The sequence below is a fragment of the Pantoea phytobeneficialis genome (genome assembly GCF_009728735.1).
Classification (GTDB): Bacteria; Pseudomonadota; Gammaproteobacteria; order Enterobacterales; family Enterobacteriaceae; genus Pantoea; species Pantoea phytobeneficialis.
Window position 1 is genome coordinate 2,544,451 of record NZ_CP024636.1, and the last position, 21,146, is coordinate 2,565,596.

General features: G+C 52.9%; 16 protein-coding genes and 1 tRNA gene. 11 read left to right on the forward strand and 6 right to left on the reverse strand.

What is annotated here, in order from left to right; genetic code table 11:
- Positions 1–216 precede the first annotated feature (216 nt).
- The 5 genes from deoC (at position 217) to mrdA (ending at position 6,681) form a co-directional block, all read left to right on the forward strand.
- Positions 217–996: a deoxyribose-phosphate aldolase gene (deoC, locus tag CTZ24_RS11845; RefSeq protein WP_208723614.1), complete on the forward strand. Its 780-nt coding sequence runs from the start codon at positions 217–219 to the stop codon at positions 994–996.
- Between the two features lie 53 nt (positions 997–1,049).
- Positions 1,050–2,372 carry a thymidine phosphorylase gene (gene deoA / locus CTZ24_RS11850; protein WP_208723615.1) on the forward strand — a complete coding sequence of 441 codons (1,323 nt, stop codon included), beginning with the start codon at positions 1,050–1,052 and terminating at the stop codon, positions 2,370–2,372.
- 95 nt (positions 2,373–2,467) lie between these two features.
- A complete protein-coding gene (gene deoB, locus CTZ24_RS11855; protein ID WP_021183402.1) occupies positions 2,468–3,691 on the forward strand; it encodes a phosphopentomutase in 1,224 nt (407 codons plus the stop codon).
- Between the two features lie 33 nt (positions 3,692–3,724).
- Positions 3,725–4,438, forward strand: a complete 714-nt coding sequence (gene deoD / locus CTZ24_RS11860; RefSeq protein WP_013510469.1) for a purine-nucleoside phosphorylase — start codon at positions 3,725–3,727, stop codon at positions 4,436–4,438.
- A gap of 350 nt (positions 4,439–4,788) precedes the next feature.
- Entirely contained in the window at positions 4,789–6,681 is a 1,893-nt protein-coding gene (mrdA, locus tag CTZ24_RS11865; RefSeq protein WP_208723616.1) for a penicillin-binding protein 2, read from the forward strand.
- Positions 6,682–6,725: 44 nt separating this feature from the next.
- On the opposite strand, the gene CTZ24_RS26875 is transcribed toward mrdA, so the two are convergent.
- Positions 6,726–8,048, reverse strand: a complete 1,323-nt coding sequence (locus CTZ24_RS26875; protein ID WP_208723617.1) for a methyl-accepting chemotaxis protein — start codon at positions 8,046–8,048, stop codon at positions 6,726–6,728.
- 193 nt (positions 8,049–8,241) lie between these two features.
- Between CTZ24_RS26875 and CTZ24_RS11875 the strand changes: the two genes are divergently transcribed.
- Positions 8,242–8,317: transfer RNA gene (locus CTZ24_RS11875), tRNA-Phe, on the forward strand.
- 86 nt (positions 8,318–8,403) lie between these two features.
- Here CTZ24_RS11875 and CTZ24_RS11880 read toward each other — a convergent pair.
- From CTZ24_RS11880 to adiC, 3 genes are all read right to left on the reverse strand, one after another.
- A complete protein-coding gene (locus CTZ24_RS11880; RefSeq protein WP_208723618.1) occupies positions 8,404–10,941 on the reverse strand; it encodes a M60 family metallopeptidase in 2,538 nt (845 codons plus the stop codon).
- A gap of 157 nt (positions 10,942–11,098) precedes the next feature.
- The gene (locus CTZ24_RS11885) at positions 11,099–13,405 is read right to left on the reverse strand and encodes an Orn/Lys/Arg family decarboxylase (protein ID WP_208723619.1); all 2,307 of its coding nucleotides are present in this window, start codon (positions 13,403–13,405) and stop codon (positions 11,099–11,101) included.
- 14 nt (positions 13,406–13,419) lie between these two features.
- Entirely contained in the window at positions 13,420–14,754 is a 1,335-nt protein-coding gene (adiC, locus tag CTZ24_RS11890; RefSeq protein ID WP_208723620.1) for an arginine/agmatine antiporter, read from the reverse strand.
- 521 nt (positions 14,755–15,275) lie between these two features.
- Here adiC and CTZ24_RS11895 point away from each other — a divergent pair.
- From CTZ24_RS11895 to yfiB, 5 genes are all read left to right on the forward strand, one after another.
- Positions 15,276–15,647, forward strand: a complete 372-nt coding sequence (locus CTZ24_RS11895; protein WP_208723621.1) for a hypothetical protein — start codon at positions 15,276–15,278, stop codon at positions 15,645–15,647.
- A complete protein-coding gene (locus CTZ24_RS11900; protein WP_208723622.1) occupies positions 15,589–15,984 on the forward strand; it encodes a proline dehydrogenase family protein in 396 nt (131 codons plus the stop codon). Before CTZ24_RS11895 ends, CTZ24_RS11900 begins: the two co-directional genes overlap by 59 nt.
- A gap of 342 nt (positions 15,985–16,326) precedes the next feature.
- Positions 16,327–16,896 (forward strand): regulatory sequestration protein YfiR, encoded by a 570-nt coding sequence (gene yfiR / locus CTZ24_RS11905; RefSeq protein WP_208725545.1) that lies wholly within the window; start codon positions 16,327–16,329, stop codon positions 16,894–16,896.
- Between the two features lies 1 nt (position 16,897).
- A complete protein-coding gene (gene dgcN, locus CTZ24_RS26880) occupies positions 16,898–18,112 on the forward strand; it encodes a diguanylate cyclase DgcN/YfiN (protein WP_208723623.1) in 1,215 nt (404 codons plus the stop codon).
- Complete coding sequence (gene yfiB, locus CTZ24_RS11915) at positions 18,109–18,582, forward strand: outer membrane lipoprotein YfiB (RefSeq protein ID WP_036625454.1); 474 nt, start codon at positions 18,109–18,111, stop codon at positions 18,580–18,582. Before dgcN ends, yfiB begins: the two co-directional genes overlap by 4 nt.
- A gap of 83 nt (positions 18,583–18,665) precedes the next feature.
- Here the strand turns inward: yfiB and CTZ24_RS11920 are convergent, their stop codons facing one another.
- Entirely contained in the window at positions 18,666–19,910 is a 1,245-nt protein-coding gene (locus CTZ24_RS11920) for an LVIVD repeat-containing protein (RefSeq protein WP_208723624.1), read from the reverse strand.
- Positions 19,911–19,918: 8 nt separating this feature from the next.
- Complete coding sequence (locus tag CTZ24_RS11925; protein ID WP_208723625.1) at positions 19,919–20,983, reverse strand: sugar ABC transporter substrate-binding protein; 1,065 nt, start codon at positions 20,981–20,983, stop codon at positions 19,919–19,921.
- Between the last annotated feature and the right edge of the window lie 163 nt (positions 20,984–21,146).

Genomic DNA, 21,146 nt, shown 5'->3' on the forward strand with positions numbered 1-21,146 from the left:
CTCAATTAATGTGATAATAATAACATCTGCATTCCCGATCGTACCGGGCATGTAATGGTGATATTTTGTGATTTTTATCACCTAATAAATGTATTATTTGCACAGTTTTCTTTTTTCATGTGATGAATGATCGAATATTTCGTCGCTCAAATTGTTAGAATTATCACATTCCCTGGCGGGCGACTTCCGCCCAGGCTGACTTTTTTGGAGAGTACCATGACTGATTTCACCGCAGCCGCGCAGCGCGCACTGCAACTGATGGATTTGACCACACTGAACGATGACGATACTGACGAAAAAGTGATCGCGCTGTGCCGCCAGGCCAAATCACCCGCTGGTAACACCGCCGCTATCTGTATCTACCCGCGCTTTATCCCGGTGGCGCGCAAAGCGTTGCGCGAGCAGGGCACACCGGAAATCCGTATCGCCACGGTGACCAACTTCCCGCATGGCAATGATGATCTGGATATCGCACTGGCGGAAACCCGCGCGGCGATCGCTTACGGTGCCGATGAGGTGGATGTGGTGTTCCCGTATCGCGCGCTGCTGGCGGGCAATCGTCAGATCGGTTTTGATCTGGTGAAAGCCTGCAAAGAAGCTTGTGCGGCATCTGGTGTATTGCTGAAAGTCATTATCGAAAGCGGTGAACTGAAAGATGCGGCGTTAATCCGTGAGGCTTCCGAAATCGCTATCGATGCCGGTGCCGACTTTATCAAAACCTCCACCGGTAAGGTGCCGGTCAACGCCACGCCGGAAACCGCCGCTATCATGCTGAGCGTGATCCGCGATAAAGGCGTGCAGCAGCAGGTCGGTTTTAAACCGGCAGGTGGCGTGCGCAGCGCAGAGGATGCGGCCCATTATCTGCAACTGGCCGACGATATCCTTGGTGCGGGTTGGGCGGATGCTCGCCATTTCCGTTTTGGCGCTTCCAGCCTGTTGGCGAGCCTGCTTAATACGCTGGGCCATGTCACCACCGCCAGCAAAGCTGGGTATTAATTGTTTTCGTAGCGGCGCGATTTATCGCGCGATTTTCAGCCGGGGAGGCAACCTTGTTCCTGCCACAAGAAATTATTCGCAAAAAACGCGATGGTCGTGAGTTGAGCGAAGCGGAGATCCGTTTCTTTATCAACGGTGTGCGTGATAACAGCGTATCAGAGGGACAAATCGCCGCGCTGGCGATGACCATCTGGTTCCACGATATGTCGCTGGCCGAACGCGTGGCGCTGACGATGGCGATGCGTGATTCCGGCACGGTGTTGAACTGGCAGGCGCTGAACCTCAACGGGCCAATTGTCGATAAACATTCAACCGGCGGCGTGGGTGATGTGACTTCGCTGATGCTTGGCCCGATGATCGCCGCCTGTGGTGGTTATGTGCCGATGATCTCGGGTCGTGGTCTTGGCCATACCGGCGGCACGCTGGATAAGCTGGAAGCGATCCCCGGTTTTGACATCTTCCCGAGCGATGATCGTTTCCGCGAGATCATCAAAGAAAATGGGGTGGCGATCATCGGTCAGACCAACTCGCTGGCACCGGCTGACAAACGTTTTTACGCGACACGCGATATCACCGCCACCGTTGATTCGATCCCGCTGATCACCGCCTCGATCCTGGCGAAAAAGCTGGCGGAAGGGCTGGATGCGTTGGTGATGGATGTCAAAGTGGGCAGCGGTGCCTTTATGCCAACCTTTGAAGCCTCAGAAAACCTGGCACAGGCGATTGTCGGCGTTGCCAATGGCGCAGGGTGCAAAACCACCGCGCTGCTGACCGACATGAATCAGGTGCTGGCTTCCAGCGCCGGTAACGCCCTGGAAGTGCGTGAAGCGGTGCAGTTCCTTACCGGCGAAGCGCGTAATCCCCGCCTGCTGGAGGTGACGCTGGCGCTGTGCAGTGAAATGCTGATATCCGGCAAGCTGGCGTCAAATGACTCCGAGGCTCGGCAGCAACTGCAACGGGTGCTGGATAACGGCCAGGCGGCAGAGGTGTTTGGCCGTATGGTAGCCGCGCAGCAAGGCCCGACGGACTTTATCCAGCGTATGGACCATTACCTGCCTGCCGCCATGCTCAGTAAAGCGGTGTATGCCGACCAGCCGGGCATTGTCAGCGCGATGGATACCCGCGCCCTCGGCATGGCGGTGGTGGCACTGGGCGGTGGTCGTCAACGCGCCAGCGATACCATTGATTACAGCGTTGGTCTGAGCGAAATGATTACCCTTGGGGCGCAGGCTGATGCACAACGCCCACTGGCGGTAATCCACGCCGCAACCGAAGCGCAATGGCAGCAGGCTGCCGCTGCGGTCAAAGCAGCCATCACCCTGAGTGACACTGCGCCGCCTGAGACGCCGGTGGTTTATCGCCGCATCAGCGAATAGTTGCCGCCGCTGCGTGCCAGGCCGAAGCCATTCGGGTATACTGATCTGATCGCTTTTTTTTGACTTGTCATCGCGCAGTTGCGCAGGAGACTTGCATGAAACGTGCTTTTATTATGGTGCTCGATTCCTTTGGGATCGGCTCCAGCAAAGACGCCGCTAAGTTCGGCGATGAAGGATCGGATACGCTCGGCCATATCGCCGAAGCGTGCTTTGCAGGCCAGGCCAATGAAGGCCGCGAAGGTCCGCTGCACTTGCCAAACCTCACCGCGCTGGGGTTGGGTAAAGCCGCTGAACTCTCCACCGGGCGTTTCCCGCCAGGGTTGGATCCGCGTGCGGAAATTATCGGCGCCTATGCCTACGCCAGTGAACTCTCCTCCGGTAAAGATACGCCGTCAGGCCATTGGGAAATTGCCGGTGTGCCGGTACTGTTCGACTGGGGCTACTTCAGCGACAAGGAGAACAGCTTCCCGCAGGAACTGCTGGATAAACTGGTACAACGCGCCGATCTGCCAGGCTACCTCGGCAACTGTCACTCATCCGGGACGGTGATCCTTGACCAACTCGGCGAGGAGCACATGAAAACCGGCAAGCCGATTTTCTACACCTCGGCGGATTCGGTATTCCAGATTGCCTGCCATGAAGAGACGTTTGGACTGGAGCGGCTGTACGAGCTGTGCGAAATCGCCCGTGAAGAGCTGACCGAAGGTGGCTACAACATTGGTCGTGTGATTGCGCGCCCGTTTGTTGGCGACAAGGCCGGTCACTTCCAGCGCACCGGCAACCGCCACGATCTCGCGGTTGAACCACCGTCACCGACCATGCTGAAAAAGCTGGTGGATGAGAAGGGCGGCGAAGTGATTTCCGTGGGCAAAATCGCGGATATCTACGCGCAGCAGGGCATCACGCAAAAAGTGAAAGCCACCGGTCTGGATGAATTGTTCGACGCCACGATCGCGCAAATGAAGAAAGCGCCGGATCAGTCGATTGTGTTCACCAACTTCGTCGATTTTGACTCGACCTGGGGCCATCGTCGCGATATCGCCGGTTATGCTGGCGGGCTGGAGCTGTTTGACCGTCGTCTGCCTGAGCTGATGGAACTGGTGAAGGAGGATGACATTCTGATCCTGACCGCCGACCACGGTTGTGACCCCAGCTGGCACGGTACCGAACATACCCGTGAGCATATTCCGGTGTTGATCTACGGCCCGAAAGTTAAACCCGGCTCTCTGGGTTATCGTGATACCTTTGCCGATATCGGCCAGACAATCGCACACTATTTTGGCCTGTCCAGCATGGACTACGGCAAAAGCATGCTGTAAAACAGCGACCAATTTTTAATAAGGAAAATAACGATGGCAACGCCTCATATTAATGCAGAAATGGGTGATTTCGCGGACGTGGTTCTGATGCCGGGCGATCCGCTGCGTGCGAAGCACATTGCAGAAACCTTCCTCGAAAATGCGGTTGAAGTGAACAACGTACGCGGCATGCTGGGTTACACCGGGACGTACAAAGGTCGCAAAATTTCGGTGATGGGCCACGGTATGGGTATCCCATCCTGCTCGATCTACGCCAAAGAACTGATCACCGAGTTTGGTGTGAAGAAGATTATCCGTGTAGGTTCCTGCGGCGCGGTGCGTGCGGATGTGAAACTGCGCGATATCGTCATTGGTATGGGTGCCAGCACGGATTCCAAAGTGAACCGTATGCGCTTCAAAGACCACGATTTCGCTGCGATTGCCGATTTCGACATGGTGCGTAACGCCGTTGATGCGGCTAAAGCTCTGGGTGTTGACGCGCGCGTTGGTAACATCTTCTCCGCTGACCTGTTCTACACCCCGGACCCGCAGATGTTCGACGTCATGGAAAAGTACGGCATCCTCGGTGTGGAGATGGAAGCGGCGGGTATCTACGGCGTGGCAGCAGAATTTGGTGCCAAAGCGCTGGCGATCTGTACCGTGTCGGATCATATCCGTACCCACGAGCAGACCACTGCGGCTGAGCGTCAGACTACCTTCAACGATATGATTAAGATCGCGCTGGAGTCGGTGCTGCTGGGGGATTAATTCCTCTGCGCCAGGTTACCCTCACCCCGGCCCTCTCCCATGAGGGAGAGGGAGACGTGCAATATGCTCGATCGGTTGCTTCTCCCATGAGGGAGAGGGAGACGTGCAATACGCTCGATCGGTTGCCTCTCTCGTTTGCGGGAGATAGAAACACGCTCGATCGGTTGCCTCTCTCGTTTGCGGGAGATAGAAACACGCTCGATCGGTTCCCTCTCCCGCTTGCGGGAGAGGGTTAGGGTGAGGGGTGAAACCATCTGTCACACTTTTACCCAGGCTTGTGCATCTTCCTGCTGGCTCTGACGCGAGAACTCCCTATCATTAGCGGGCTAACGATGAGATAAAGCCCCCCGATGAATTTCCGTAATTTCGAAGCCGAAGAGAAACTGTTTGTTCGCCGCGCGATCGTGGCCTTTGCGTTGGTGGTGATCTGTTTCACTATCCTCGGTGTTAACCTCTACCATTTGCAGGTGGATGAGCACAGCTACTACGCGACGCGATCCAACGAAAACGACATCAAAATGATCCCCATCGCGCCGACGCGCGGGCTGATTTACGATCGCAACGGCATTCCGCTGGTGCGTAATGTCACCTGGTACGACATCCTGCTGACCCCTTACAAAATCGATGATATGAAGGCGACCATTGCAGCGCTGACGCCGATTGTCGATTTAACCCCGGAAGAGATCGACACCTTCTGGAAAAACCTCAAGCAAAACAGCCGTTACAAACCGGTGGTGCTGAAAGAAGAACTGACTGACGAGCAGGTGGCGCGATTTGCAGTCAACCAATTCCGCTTTACCGGCGTGAGTATCGATACCTACCAGGATCGCCAATATCCCTATGGTGCTGACCTGGCGCATGTGGTCGGTTACGTGTCGAAAATTAACGATAACGACTACAAACGCCTGAACGAAGAGGGCGTGGGTGAAAACTATGCCGCTGACCACAACATCGGTAAGCAGGGCATTGAAGGCTATTACGAATCGGTTCTGCATGGCAAAACCGGTTATCAGGAAGTCGAAGTGGATAACCACGGCCGCATCGTGCGCGTCCTGAAAGAAGTGCCGCCGGTTGCCGGGAAAAATATCTATCTGACGCTCGACCTGCATCTGCAACAGTATGTCGAGAGCCAACTGGTGGGGCAACGTGCGGCGGTGCTGATTGAGGATCCGCATGATGGCAGCGTGCTGGCAATGGTTTCCAGCCCCAGCTATGACCCGAACCCCTTTGTGAAAGGCATCAGTTATCAGGCGTATAAAACCCTGTTGCAGGATAAGAACCTGCCGTTGATTAACCGTGTGACCCAGGGCCTTTACCCGCCTGCTTCAACGGTGAAACCCTATATGGCGATGTCGGCGCTGCTAACTGGCGTCATCACCCCGCAAACCACCTTCTTTGGCGCGCCGACCTGGACGCTGCCGGGGACCGATCGTAAATACCGCGACTGGAAAAAAAGCGGTCACGGCATGCTGGATGTGACGCGCGCGATTGAGGAGTCGGCGGACACCTTCTTTTATCAGGTGGCGTTTATGATGGGGATTGACCGCATCCACCATATGCTCAGCCAGTTTGGCTACGGTAAACCGACCGGTATCGATCTCAATGAAGAATACGCCGGACTGCTGCCGAGCCGCGAATGGAAACAGAAAGTTCATAAGAAGGGCTGGTATCAGGGCGACACCGTCTCGGTGGGGATTGGACAAGGCTACTGGATTGCGACGCCGATTCAGATGGTAAAAGCGTTGGTGGCGTTAATTAACAATGGTCGGGTGATTAATCCGCATCTGTTAGGGAAAGTGCAGCTTGGCACCACCCAGCAGGCATATGCGCCAAAAGATCCGCAACCGCAAATTGGCGACCCGAAATCATCCTACTGGTCGCTGGTACGCCATGCCATGTTTGGAATGGCGAATGCACCTAACGGCACCGGTTATAAATATTTCCACACCGCCCCTTACGGCATAGCGGCAAAAAGCGGGACATCACAGGTATTTAGCCTGCGGCAGAACCAGGTCTACAACGCGAAAATGATCCCGACGCGCCTGCGTGACCATATTTTTTACACCGCCTTTGCGCCGTTCAACGATCCTAAAGTGGCGGTGGCGTTGATTCTGGAAAACGGCGGGAATGAAGGGATTACCGCTGCGCCGGTGATGCGTAATATCCTCGACCATATCTTCCTGCCGCCGCCAGCCGTGCCGCTGGAGACCGCGAATATCGCTAACGCGCCTGCGGCTCATTAATGGAACCACCCCGCTGTGTCACCAGGTCAGCGGGGTCGTGCCGATTACTCGCCTTTTAACGTCTTGGTGACGTGGCTAATGGCACGCACGACATCGTCGGCACTGTCACGGATTTCTGTCATCACGCCGCCAGCCTGTTGTGCCAGCACAACGCCCTGATCGGCGCGCTTCAGGTTGGATTCAATCCCTTTCAACGCCTTATCCGCCAGTTGGTGGTTCTGCTGCACCTTGCTCTCAATTTCGCTGGTGGCGCGGTTGATGTTTGCCGCCAGGGTTCGCACCTCGTTGGCGACCACCGCAAAGCTGCGACCGTGTTCACCGGCGCGCGCAGCTTCAATTGCCGCGTTAAGCGCCAACAGATTGGTTTGATTTGCGATACTGCGAATACTTTCCACAATCGCGCCGATACGGTCGGAAGAATTGCTCAGGTTATGGATATCGCCGGAAATATCCTGAAGCTCACTGGCAAGGTCATGCATGGTTTGCACGCTGTTCTCAATCACCGTTGCGCCAAGTCGGGTGTTTTCCGTGGTTTGTTGGGCGGTTTGATAGGCCTGCTGGGCCGCCTTGCGCTCCTGTTGGTTCTTCTCCACCTGTGCCGTGACGTCGGTGGCAAACTTCACCACTTTATACAGCTCACCGTGTTCACTAAATACCGGGTTATAGGTGGCACGCAGCCAGACGATGCTGCCTTGTTTGTTCACGCGCTGAAACTGGCCGGAAATAAACTCACCTCGATTCAGTTTCTGCCAGAACTGCTGATATTCTGGGCTGTTACGTAGCTCCTCCGTGCAGAACAGGCTGTGATGGCGACCCACGATCTCATCGGCATGATAATGCATGGTGTTGAGGAAGTTAGCATTGGCTTGCAGCACTTCACCTTTCAGGTTAAAGGCGATCACGGCCATAGAGCGCTCAATGGCCGTGGTCATGGCGCGTTGTTCCTGGGCATCAACAATATGCTCAGTAATATCCGTCGCCAGCTTAATGATTTTAATCACCCGACCGCTGCGATCCTGCACCGGCACATAATTGGCTTCCAGCCAGATGGGACGGCTGTTTTTAGCCACCCGCAGAAACTTATCGCTGAAGGCTTCGCCGCGATTCAGCCGCCGCCAAAAATCACCATATTGGGGTGACTGGATCAGATCGGCCGTACAGAACATGTTGTGATGTTGACCGACGATTTCCGCCAATGTGTATCCCATACAACTGAGAAACAGGTCATTGGCGGTCAGGATACGTCCTTGCGGTGTGAACTCGATGATGGCGATAGCATCATGCAACGCGTTAAGCGTGGCTGAGGGATGGCTGCGCCGCTGCCACGCCAAACGTGACAGAATGCCTGATGTGATAGTGGTAAACATGGTGAACCTTATTTTATTGGTATGGTATCAGTTCGGTTATCGGCGCGATCGATTAAAAATCCACCGAAAAAGCGTGACTGGACATGAATTTTTACCACTTAGTCCGTTGGTTGCTGCAAAAGACGGCAGTCAGTTGCATTTCGCTGAAAAGCGTTTGACGGTACGGGCTGGTTAGGGTTTAATGCGCCCCGTTGCCCGAATAGCTCAGTCGGTAGAGCAGGGGATTGAAAATCCCCGTGTCCCTGGTTCGATTCCGGGTTCGGGCACCAAAATTCAGAAAACCCAGCCTTATGGCTGGGTTTTTGCTTTTTGGGCCAGAACAAACCTTTTGCTCAGGGCAACGAATCAGCAAGGATTAATGGTATTTCCACGCCTGAGTCCAACTGATTCCTTTACCTGGCTCATAATGCATCTGTGACCACTGGCCCGTCTGGCTGCACCAGCCGGCAACGGTACACTCAAACAACTTACCGTCATGTTTCACCACATCACCTTTCGCATAACGGGTGCCATACACCCAGGCTGGGTAATCGCTACCTCCGTTCGCAATAGCCGGAACCGTAATTTCCTCCTCCAGATCGCGACTATGGTTACCTGCGGTGACGGTCACTTTAACCTTCAGGGTTTGTGGCTGAGTGGTTTTTGTCACCGTGAAACTTTGGTTAGCCCAGCCGTTAGTGCCACCGTGAGCAACAGCGGGTAAGGTCCAGCGATAAGACGGGGTGCTGGTTGCGGTGACGTCAGAGGAGACGCCGCCGCTAAAGACCATGTTTTCACCTTTGTCATTGGCAATCATCTTCAGCTTCGCAGCGGTGACAAATGCCTGATCACTATTCTGTACCGGCGTAGTCACATTGATGGTGTGGTTTTGTGAGGCGGTGCGTGCACCTGCGACACTGGTTGCGGTCACTTTTACGGTGTAGCTACCGGCTTCCAGACCGGATTTCACCTGCCCATGTTGGTCAATTCCTGCGGTAACAACCTGGTTGCCTTTTAACAGTGACCAGTCATAACTGGCTTGTTCAAAGTTAGCCTGCGCCTCCAGTTGAACCGGTGAAGTCGAATCCATACTTACCGGGCCGATAATGTCGACTGCTGGCGCGATGGCGGAGACGGTCAGCGTTTTTCTGTCGCTTCCGTGCTTACTGCTCGCCGTAACTTCAAAACGCGTAGAGACGTTAGCCACATTCTTAGGAATCACCACCTCCACTGTCGCGGTGTTGTTGGTTTTGGTGTAGATACGCGCATCGCCATCAATGCGCTTCCATTGATAGCTGACATCATTCTGGTCGCTGCTGGCGGTGACGCTATAACCAAAACCATTGTTGTAAGTTGCGACAGCGACGATGTTGTCCCGACTCAGATTCACCTGGGGTGCCGGCTGCTCGCCTTGCTCTTCACCTGGTTGTGGTAGTTTGAGATCAGCAACTTTCTGTCCAGCCTGGGCGCTGAAATTCAGTCCCCACTGCGTGAAGTACTGGCGCAAATCCTGCCCGGCAGCCTGGCTGTAAGCCACCACACTAAAGTCGATGACCTTTTGTTTTGAACCTATAACGGAATCGGTCTTTTCTGCGATGGTAGTGCCTGGTGCCTGCTGAATTGCCTTCAAACGCCTTTGGTTAACATGAGGGAAGAAATCTTCACCATACGAGAAGCGTAAACGTGAAAAGAAGTTGAGTTGCTTCCAGAGGTTATTAATGGCGCTGTAATCTGGATAATGCATGCCGGAAGCAATAAAGTTAGCCACTGCCTGCTTGTCCCAGATACCCTCTTCAGGAGAAATATCGACATGGCACTGGTTCAGGGGAACTTCGCGACCCTTAAACATTTGGCAGGCTTCAATGGAATAGCGGTTAACCTGGATTTCAGAGAAGGTACTAAATGCCTCTTTAATCGGCTCGTACTCATGACCAATTTCATGCCAGACTCCCCAGTTATCGCCGTTCTTATCATTCATGCGATTGGCATGGAAGCCGACACCGATATAACCGTTGCGATAATCCGCGAAGCAACAGTTATCGTAATTCGTGAACATCGAACCCCTGGGGGAGGTGAACAGATATTCTGTGCCATCCATACCATTGATCTTTTCGTACAGCGCCGCGACACGCAGGTTGTCACCCAATACTTTGCCAACCATTTCATCAGTTTGCTGTGCGATTCTGTTCGGAACTACCGTGTTTGCATGCCCGTCATATAAGAGCGCAAAACCAAATTTACCTGCAACCGTTTTACTTCCCGCCCAATCACTTTGGCGACTCTGCCCTAAAATAAATAAATGGCTGTTGCTGCCGCCATTTATTTTAAAGGGAACAAATTCGCTCACTTGTTGTTTATCCGGATCACCACAGCCTAATAATAAAACGCCGGATTTTTTAAACGTGTAGGTGTTGTCGCTTTGCGCGGTTAATTGTTGTTGATCCAGATACATGGCATCTTTATCCGCAAACTCACGCCCAGTCGCCGCATAGCACTTTGCGCCCGCAGGGATATTGCCAACACTCACGGTGATATTTTGCCCGGCTTCGCCAAAGGTTCGGGTAAAAAAGAAAATACCACGACCCATGGTGGCATAAGGCGCGTTGATCCAATCTTTGGTTTCATGGTGGGCCACCGGCATATTGTAACGATCCGGGAACCCGGGAGGGTACATCTCCATCGTTCGTTTCAGCCAGAACAAAGGTGTGCGGCTATCGAACGAATCTCGAAGTCCTTTCTCCGTATCCTGACGTAATTCTTCCAGGCTGGTGCCAATATGCGGCAGCGCCTCAATAAACCCGGCATTGCTGCTAAATTCTTCCCACCACGGAGAGCTGCTGGCGCTTGCATGACCTGTAAGCAGCAGCGGGGAAAGTGCCAGGGTGATCCCCATAGCTAATTGATTTAACTTCACGATTTTTCATTCCATTGAGATGTAGTCCCGGTATTCTTGTGGCTGTTGAAATATTTTGAAATCAGATAGTGGAATGGATGACCAAGATAATTCCTGGTCGCACTCAGATGTGGCGAAGGATTGCCTGGTCGTTACACCGACCAGGCATGATTCACTGCTACGGCTTTAATACCCAGATGTGATAAACACCGTCTTTCATTTCCGCGCCTTCCAGCTCTTTCTCGAAGCCTGGAAAGCGTTCGCCCCATTCGGCAATACTGCGGATATAACTGAGCCACGGGCCGTCTGCTTCACCAAAGCTTTCCCCAGGCATCACGATTGGGATACCGGGAGGATAGGGTATAACGCCGACGGCGGAGGTTCGTCCGGCCAGTTGCGTCAGCGGTAACTGCTCGCAATGACCAGCCATGTGCTTCTGAAACGCGTCACGCGGTAGTGTCACCGGTTGTGGCAGCTTGCCAAAGGCTTCCGATTGCAGGCGATCCATCTGGCTGGTGCGCATATAAGCGAACATCTCATCACAAATATCTTTCAGGCCCATTTTGCCGTAACGATCTTCATGGCCAGCAACCAGGTCAGGCAGGCAGCTTACCAGCAGCGTATTGGCATCATAATGCTGCTTAAATTCCAGCAAAACGTTAATCAGCGTGCCCCATTTTCCTTTGGTCACACCAACCGAAAACAGGCACAACACCATAAAGTCAGTAGTACGTGAAGGGACAATGCCATGCTGGCTCAGGAAGGCCGTCAGCATCGCAGCAGGGATACCACTTGCCTGCATTTCACCATCATCACCCATTCCGGGGCACAAAATGCCGGCTTTGATGGGGTCCAGCAGACACCATTCCTCCTCCAGATCGCCAAAACCGTGCCAGGCTTCGCCAGGTTTCAGTACCCAGCAGTTGGGATCACTAACCAACTGTTGGCGTGAAGCATCAACAAACGGAATGCGTTTACCGCTGGCGGCATCGGTGATTTCGGTCGCGTTCCACGGGGCGAAAAACCACTCTCCACGAGATTTGTAGGTCGCATTGACCTTTGCCAACGCGAGGCGAAAATCGACCGCTTCGTTAATCACCTCTTGGGTCAAGGTTTCCCCTTGCTTACCGTCCATCATGGCGGCACCAACTTCGTTTGCGGCGATGATGGCGTAGAGCGGGGAAGTGGTAGCCTGCAACATATAGGATTCGTTAAAACGCGAATGCTCGACCGGCTTTTTGCCGTTGCGCACATGAATCCACGATGCCTGCGACAGTGCCGCAAGTAATTTATGCGTTGAATGCGTGGCAAACACCGTCGGTCCGGAAGGATCGTGATCGGCGGGATCGCCGCGCATCGCGAAGCGATCTTTATAGAATGGATTGAAGCGGGCATAGGCATACCAGGCTTCATCGAAGTGGATCTGATCAACGCTCTCGGCCAACAGCGCCTCCGCAACGCTGGCGTGATAGCACATACCGTCGTAGGTGCAGTTGGTGACCACCGCGTACACCGGCTTATCGTGAACTGCCAGTTCAGCAAACGGATGATGTTTGATTTTTTCCCGGATGGCGGCAGGTTCGAATTGACGCCGGGGGATCGGGCCAATAATGCCGAAGCGGTTACGTGTTGGTACGAAGAAGACCGGGATCGCACCGCTCATCACCAATCCTTGCTCGATCGATTTGTGGCAATTGCGATCGCACAGGGCGAACTCTTTATCGCCCAACACGGCTGCCATGATGGCGCGGTTGGAACCGGAGGTGCCGTTCAGCACTGAATAGCTTTGATGCGAGCCAAATATCCGTGCGGCATAGGCTTCAGAGTCTTTTATTGGTCCGGCGTGATCCAGCAACGAACCCAGAGAACCGCGTTCAATACCGGTATCGGTGCGGAACAGGTTTTCACCGAAAAAGTCATAAAACTCACGGCCCACGGCGGTTTTAGTAAAGGCAATCCCTCCCTGATGCCCCGGCGCTGCCCATGAATATTCCGGGGAGTGCTGGGTGTAATTAAACAGCGCTTTGGTAAAGGGGGGCAGCAGGCGGTCAAAATAGCGATCAATCAGCGTGATGGCGCGGGCGGCAATAAATTCCGCGGTATCCTCCAGCATCCAGACGAATTCATTCACCAGTTGCAGGACATCGAGATTGAGTGAATCGATGCAGGAGTGTTCAGCCATCAGTAATACCGGCACTTCACGATTGCGCTGACGAATGGTCTGCAACAGAGTAAAGGCCTCACGGTGGGTATCGTCGTCATTTTTACCTAAGGTCCAGTCGACAAACACGCAACACACCGATGAATCAGACATGATGGTGGCGACGGCATCGGTAAAACTGGCTGAGCCAATGACCGCCAGATTGTTCTCTTCCAGTGCTTCAATCAGCTCCAGCACAGCGCGACCACCGGTGGTATTGGGGGCAACAATGCTGTCGTCTACCACCAGCACGGTGCGTTTCTTATGTTGGCTCATATCTAACATCGTTGACTCCTTGTTTAGTCGTTCTGCGGCTTGGCATCAAGGGGATAGGGGTTTTTATGGCGGCGGTTGTAGTTGATGGTATACATCGCGGTGATCACCATCAGGGCGACAAAGGACCACATGACTTCCTGGGCACCAGAACCCACCACTGCCCAGATGCAATACAGGAACGCGAGCAGGGTGATGCCAGCATAGGCAGGACGTTGATTACCCAAATGACCATGTCCCACCAGCAGCAGGGCGGCGCAGGTGTAGAGATAAGGGACAAGGGTAAAAATCACCGATACGGAAGAAACCAGGGCGAACTGGGCGGTGGCATTGGGGGAAATGGTGGTCAGCTGAAATATCGTCATCAGAATGCCGAGAATCACCAGCCCGGCGACCGGTACGCCCTGTTTATTGGTTTTGCTGAATATCGGCGGGAAGAGACCATCATTGGCGGCGGCCTGCGCGGTCTGGCTGGCTAGCAGGGTCCAGCCACCTAACGATCCCAGACAACCTGCGGCGGCACAGAAGGTCACCAGTGCACCCGCGGTATTCCCCAGTGCCATGCGTGCCGCATCGCCAAAGGGCGAGTCGGACACGCGCAAATCAGCATTGGGTATCATGCCCATAATCGCTGTGGTGGAAAGGACATAGCACACTGCCGCAATCAGCACTCCGCCAAGGGTGGCTATCGGTACGTTACGTTTGGGATTCTCCACCACGGCGGCTGCCACTGAGGCACTTTCGACGCCAATAAATGACCAGAGCGTCACGCTTAAGGTACTTTGGATGGCGCCAAACGTACCCTGTCCGCTGACATTCCACGCGCTCATATAAGTGGCACCGCTAAACCAAAACCAGCCAAAGATGGCGACGGCCAAAATAGGAAATAATGCCAACACGGTGGCAACAGCCTGCACTTTAGTAATCATCCGTGGGCCAACAATATTTAAAATCACGAACAACCAAAGAACCGCAATACAGGTAAAGGTCAGTACCAGTGGGTTTTTTAATGCCGGGATGAAATAACTTAAATATCCGACACCTATCACCACCATCGCAATATTACCAATCCAACAGGCCAGCCAATAAAGCAGGTTGGTCTGGTAGCCTAAAAATGGACCAAAAGCGCGTCGGGCATAAGCATAAGAGCCACCAGGGCTGGGATCGAGCGAGGACATTTTGGCATAGACAATCGATAATGACAGCGCGCCAATAATGGTCACCAGCCAGCCGTAAATGGCGATGCCACCGGTGTTGGCAAGGCTGGCGGGCAACAGAAAAACGCCGGAACCCATGATATTGCCAGCCACCATTAATGTTACAGGCACTAATCCAACTTTCTTACTTTCAGGCGTAGCCATACACCCTCCATTTCGTGTTATTTAGGGTATAAACAGCGGGGGATTTTTTAGTGAATCATATCTATAGTTGATAATTATTTGTTTTGCACAAGTGGAAGTGGGTAATTTTTATCGTCGCTTCGTTTAAATTTATCCTTTGTGTTGTTTTATAGGGGTTTTTAAATTTTCAAACTGACATATCAGAAAATAAAATAAGGTTTTTTTTCATTGGTAATATCTGTTAAATAACGTTTAAATTAGTAACCAATTAAATTTATCCCCCTATAACAATCAGGGCAATCAGCCGGGTTGACAGAACACAGCAAATTCGCGCAATCTGCCAGCCTTCTTTGTTCCAATGACCTGACAGGAAACATTGCACTGTGAATGCTGCTGCCTGGCCTCCTCTGACAACTGCACACCTCTGAGCTACGCGCGTAACGCGCGGTCATTGCTCATCTGATGCGTGACCGATGCTTAAAGTATCGGGAGACACGTTTGTGCCCGGATTCTGCGCATGTTGTGCTGAATCAGGTAATCTATTGTCTGAGAACCAGAAAATGCATTTTATTGATGTGTTAGTTGCCCGTAGTCTGCCTTTTATTCCACGCGCTATCGTTAAGCGTTTGTCCACGCGTTATCTGGCCGGTTCCACCCTGGAAGAGGCGTTGCAGGTCATTCAAAACCTGAATCGTGCCGGGTTTGGCGTGACGCTGGATGTGCTGGGCGAATCTGCCACTTCTGCTGCTGAAGCCGATGCGATGAACGCCGCCTATGCCACGGCTATTGCCGCTATTGCTGCCAATAATCTTGACGCTGAATTATCGATTAAACCTTCGGCTTTAGGGTTACTGAATGATGAAGCGCAGTGCGAAGCGCGTATATCAGGAAGACCCGCAGTTCCTGGTGGCTGAAGCCAGTCGGGACCGCTCGGCGATCAATCCCCATTACCTCGCTCACGTTAAGCGCTGCTTCGCTGAAGGGCTGTTTGTCAGTGTCGCGACACATGACGAAGCGTTGATTGACGCGGTGGTTGCCCTGGCAAAAGCGCAACATGTTGCGCCTGATGCTTTTGAATTTCAGATGCTGCTGGGTGTGTGTGAAACCCTACGTGCCAGAGTGCATGCCCTCGGTTTTGCTGTGCGGGTGTATGTGCCCTATGGTGCCGACTGGTATGGTTACAGCACCCGACGTTTGCAGGAGAATCCGCGCATTACTGGTTACATACTGCGGGCATTGATTAAGCGCTAACGCCGAAACCGCCAGTCATTTGTGACTGGCGGTTTTCGTTGGTGAGGCAGAAAAATCCGATAAAATCGCGGGAAACTGTCCTTTTCGGCATTTATAAATTTTAAAATGGATCTGTTTTTTGTCATTAACTACATGAAAAATTTATTTTTTAATATTATAAATCGATCCATTTAATCATTATATTTTGTTTGCTGTCAGGACCAATAATTACCAAACCTTCGCCACAATACCCGGTACAATTTGCCCCAGTTCTGCGTTATTTCTCTTAGGGTAATGGCCGGGATCTATTCATATTTCGACGACGATGGTAAAATTTTACCCATAACCTTCAGGGATGGATGTATGCCAATAAAATCAGAAAAACTCCGCATCCCGAGTGGAATGCATTCCTTTATGTCGGTTATTACCCTGACCAGGATGTTCATTATCTCTCTCCCTTGTATCTTCCTGTTTATTTTAATGCCCTCGCGTGCCGTCGCTGCACAAGACGACGCTGCGAATCGCATTGTCAGCGGGATTATCAGCTTTACGCATTGGCCGGGTCTGGAACGTCTGCCGAAACTCTGTGTGCTGCCTTCTTCACAGCATCTCTCTTTGCCGTCAACCCAGACGGGCAATGGCTATACGGTGAGTTATCTCGTCAGCGAGAATGATCTGTTAACCGCGCAGTGTGATGCCGTGTATTTTGGCGCTCAGTCCCCGCAGCAGCAGGCACAGTTGCTGGAGCAAATCAGCAACAGACCCGTTCTGGCGATTGCTGAAACTAACCCGGAATGTACCATTGGCGCGGCTTTTTGCCTTATTTTCCATCAGGATAAAACGGTGTTTTCTGTCAATCTCGATTCACTGGCCCGGAGCGGTGTGAAAGTAAATTCAGAAGTGTTGTTACTGTCTCGCAAAGGAAGTCAGTAAGATGAAATTCGAAGATATAAAAACAGAAAAATCATCTATACGGAATAAGTTACGCAAAATCAGTACCATCAATGCTGCGGTTATTTTACTGCTGTGCTGGTTATTACTTTTTTCCACCTCCATGTTGTTTATTAAAAGTTATGAGAAAAGAAATCTCGAACTTATCGCGAATACGTTAAGTACCAGCCTGACTGCGGCCACCGTATTTGAAGACAGCTATGACGCGAAGAAAAAAGTGGTACTGCTGGGTTCGCAGGGGATGTTCTCTGCGGCAAAACTGGTCTCGTCGGAACAAACGGTGTTAGTGGACTGGCAGGATACGACCAATGACGATAGCCGGTTTCAGCGCCTGCTGCGCCAATGGATCTATGCCGAACCTTTAACGGTGAATGTAACCCATGAAGATGCTGTGGTGGGGACGCTGACGCTGTCGGGGACCGTAACCAATGTGGCTGATTTCATTGAATACTCAGTCATTATTCTGTCCTGTAGCATGATTTTCGTTTTTATTGTTTCGTTTCTGGTCAGTGAGCTTTTGCATCGTGGCATTCTTGCCTCCTTCAGAAATATCACCAGCACCATTCATTATGTCATCCGTTCCGGGGATTTTTCCCCACGTATTTCTGGCAGTTCCACCAAAGAGTTTCAGGTGTTCTCCGAGGACCTCAACTCGTTGCTGGCAGAGATGCAAACCCTGAAAGCTTCACTGCTGCGGGATAATAAGTCACTGGCGGCTAAAGCGCTGAAAGATCCATTGACCGGGCTGGCAAACCGGACGGCATTTATCAGCAAACTGAATCAACTGCTGGATCAGCAACTGGCGCAGGAAAATTTCGTGCTGTTGTTTCTGGATGGTGATCGTTTCAAAAGCATTAACGACACCTGGGGCCATGCCGCAGGCGATGAAGTGCTGCAAAGCATCGCTTCCCGACTCTCTGGCCTGGTGACGAAGAGTGACCTGGTGGCGCGTCTGGGAGGCGATGAGTTTGCTATTTTGATCACCAGTATGACCAGTGAAGAGGAGTTGCAGCAGCTCACCACCAGGATTGAAACGAGTATCACGCAAAAGATCGCCATTTCGGCAGGCGTCAATATCACCACGTCCGTGACGATTGGTTATGCCTGGTCGCAACACGGTGATTCTGTGACCTCGATTCTTGAACGTGCAGATATGCACATGTACAAAAATAAAGGGATTACAAAGGTATCAGGATGAAAATTAAAGCTTTCCTTCTCTTGTGCATCATTGCTTGCGCCGGATGTCAGTCAAAAAGAACCTTCACGGACGAGCAAATTGCGGCTATGCGTCAGGAGGGCTTCAGCCCGAATGCCGAAGGCTGGGGACTGGGGATGTCTGACAAAATTCTGTTCGGTATCAATGAGTCAGAACTGACGCCAGAAAGTAAAACTACCATTAACCGTATGGCGACCAATCTGGCCGCGACCGGTATTGAGCATTTGCGTATTGATGGTCACACTGATAATTACGGCACCGACAGTTACAACGAACAGCTGTCACTGAAGCGCGCCAACGCGGTGGCAACGCAGTGGGCTGAGGGGGCATCGCTGCCGCGCAGCAACATTGAAACGCGTGGCTTAGGAAAGAAATATCCGGTGACCAGCAATAACAACGCCCAGGGACGTGCGCAGAACCGGCGTGTGGCGGTGGTGATTACCGCGCCATAGCCCTCTCTGTCGCGCGATAAATCCCGCCGCTACAAACTATCGAACATTCCGTAGCGGCGCGATTTATCGCGCAGAAAAGTTGGCTACCCCAGATACTCAATAATCGATAACCCACCGTTGTAATCGGTGCTGTAGATTATCCCCTGCGCATCGACAAACACATCACAACTCTGAATCACCTGTGGGCGATCGGGCCGGGTGTCCATCATGCGTGCAGGTGGTGCGGGCACCAGTGCGCCCGTTTCTTTGGGTTGATACGGATTGGAGATGTCGTATGCGCGCACGCCAGCATTCTGGTAAGTGGCAAAAATCAGCGTGTCACTAACAAAGCTGCCGGGTCGATTCTCATGCAAATTATGCGGGCCAAAATGCGCCCCTTTTGCCACATAATCGCGTTCATCAGGTTGCGGGAAGGTGGCGATGCTCACCGGGTTGGCCGGTTCGCGGATATCAAACAACCAAATCAGCTTCTCGCCATCTTGTTGGTTATCCAGCACCGCTTCATCCAGCACCACCAACAGATCGCGCGCCGGTAACGGCAGCGCGGTATGAGTGCCTCCGCCAAAGGGAGGGCTCCAGTTGCGATGGCTGATGAGTTGCGGCGCGCTGCGATCGCTGACATCCAGCAGCGTCAACCCGCCATCGCGCCAGCATCCATAAGCGGTATCGCCGCTGATAATCGCGTGGTGCAATGCATAACGTTTCCCTTCCGGCCAGTCAGGCGTTTCACCGCCAGCGGTATGCATGCCCGGCAGCCACCAGCGTCCGGCGACGGCAGGGCGTTGCGGATCGGCTAAATCAATGGTCAGCAAAATATAATCGCTGAAACCCGCAATCAGCGCAGATACATAGGCCCAGCGCCCGCCAACATACCAGATACGATGGATGCCAATGCCATCGAGCGCGAGAAAGGCGATTTCACGCGGCTGCGCCGGTGAGGAAATATCAAAAATGCGCAGCCCGGATTGCCAGCTTGTTTCCTGAATATCCGCCGTGGTCTGGCCAACCGCGCGGGTGTAGTAGACCTTTTCATCCGCGAAACGCACATCAGCAAACAGATCACGCGCGTTGATCACCAGCAACAGGTCGTCATGGGCCTGCAAATGCACATTCCAGGTACCGGGTGGCGCGGCGACATAGTTGACGGTTTTGGGTTGGCGCGCATCGCGTACGTCAATCACGCTAAAGCCTTGTGACACCATATGGCCGACGTAAGCAAAACCGCGATGCACCATCACCTGCACGCCATCCGGGCGTCCGTCCTGAACGCTGTGCCCAATCAGCCGCATGTTGCGGCTGTATTCCGGGGTGGGGAGTGAGGTTGTCATGGCTGACCTCATTGCGCTTTGGCGGCCAGGGTGGCAAACCACGGCGCGACAAAATCGTTACTCTGGCCCCAGCCGGGGATCACTTTTTGCAAAGCTGCCACGTTGGCCGCGCCGGGTTGGCCGGTGACCAACGATTGTGGGATAGCCGAAGCTTTAAAGTCATAACTGGCCGGAGTGGCTTCACCCGCCAGTTTATACGCAATCAGGCGCATATTGATGGCACCAATCAGCCGGGGATCGACTGCCACGCTGACCTTCCACGGGCTGTTTTTTTCGCGCATCAACTGCAAATCACCGTTGGAGATATCGATGCTGTAGAGTTTGATTTCAGTGCGTCCATTCTCCTGCAAGGCTTTATAGGCACCCTGGCTGAAGGCATCCCAGGTACCCCAGATGGCATCGATTTTCCCTTTCGGGTATTTCGCCAGCAGCGCACCGACTTTGTTGGCGGTATCGCCCTGCACATCGGCAGAAACCGCGCCTACGGACTCCAGTTCATGAATGCCGGGATTGGCTTTCTTGATCTCCGCCCAGGCAGCCTGACGGCGCTCCATCGGCGGGAAGCCCGCCACCCACAATTTGATGATGTTGGCTTTGCCGTTGAAGTCTTTGATTAACGGTTGCAGCGATAGTTGTGTCAGTGACGCGTCATCCTGCTGCGTCACCGTAACGCCCGGCGGCGTGTTATCCACCGATGTATCAAAAACGGACAGCGCAATGCCGCTGTCATGAATACGTTTCACCAACTCGGTGGAGTAGGGCGCGCGTCCCTGTGACAGGATGATGCCGTCATATTTCTGGCTGATCGCCTGATTCACAAAGTCCTGAAAACGCGCATCGTCGCCCTGACTCAGGAAGGTACTGACTTTAAAGCCCAACTGTTTACCCTGCTGGATGGCTCCGGCGACAAACTGGGTGGTGTTATCGTCGGAACCCAGATTGCGGATCACTGCCACCCGAATCGGTCCCTGATGATTTGCCAACGCCGCAGGCAGCGGTGCCAACGTTTGCGCGGCACTGGCAAAGCTGCTGATCAGGCTCAGCGATAACAACGTAACGGCCAATGATTTCATGCAATTTCCCCGAATGGTGATGAATGATAAGCAGGTGGCGCGCCGCCGATTTTTATTGTGGTAAGCGGGCGATCTGTGCGGATTTTTCATCCTCCGCGTAAGGTTGGCAATCAAGGAAAAGGCATAAGTAATGCCAGATAAATCATTAGCTTTGCAGGCAGCG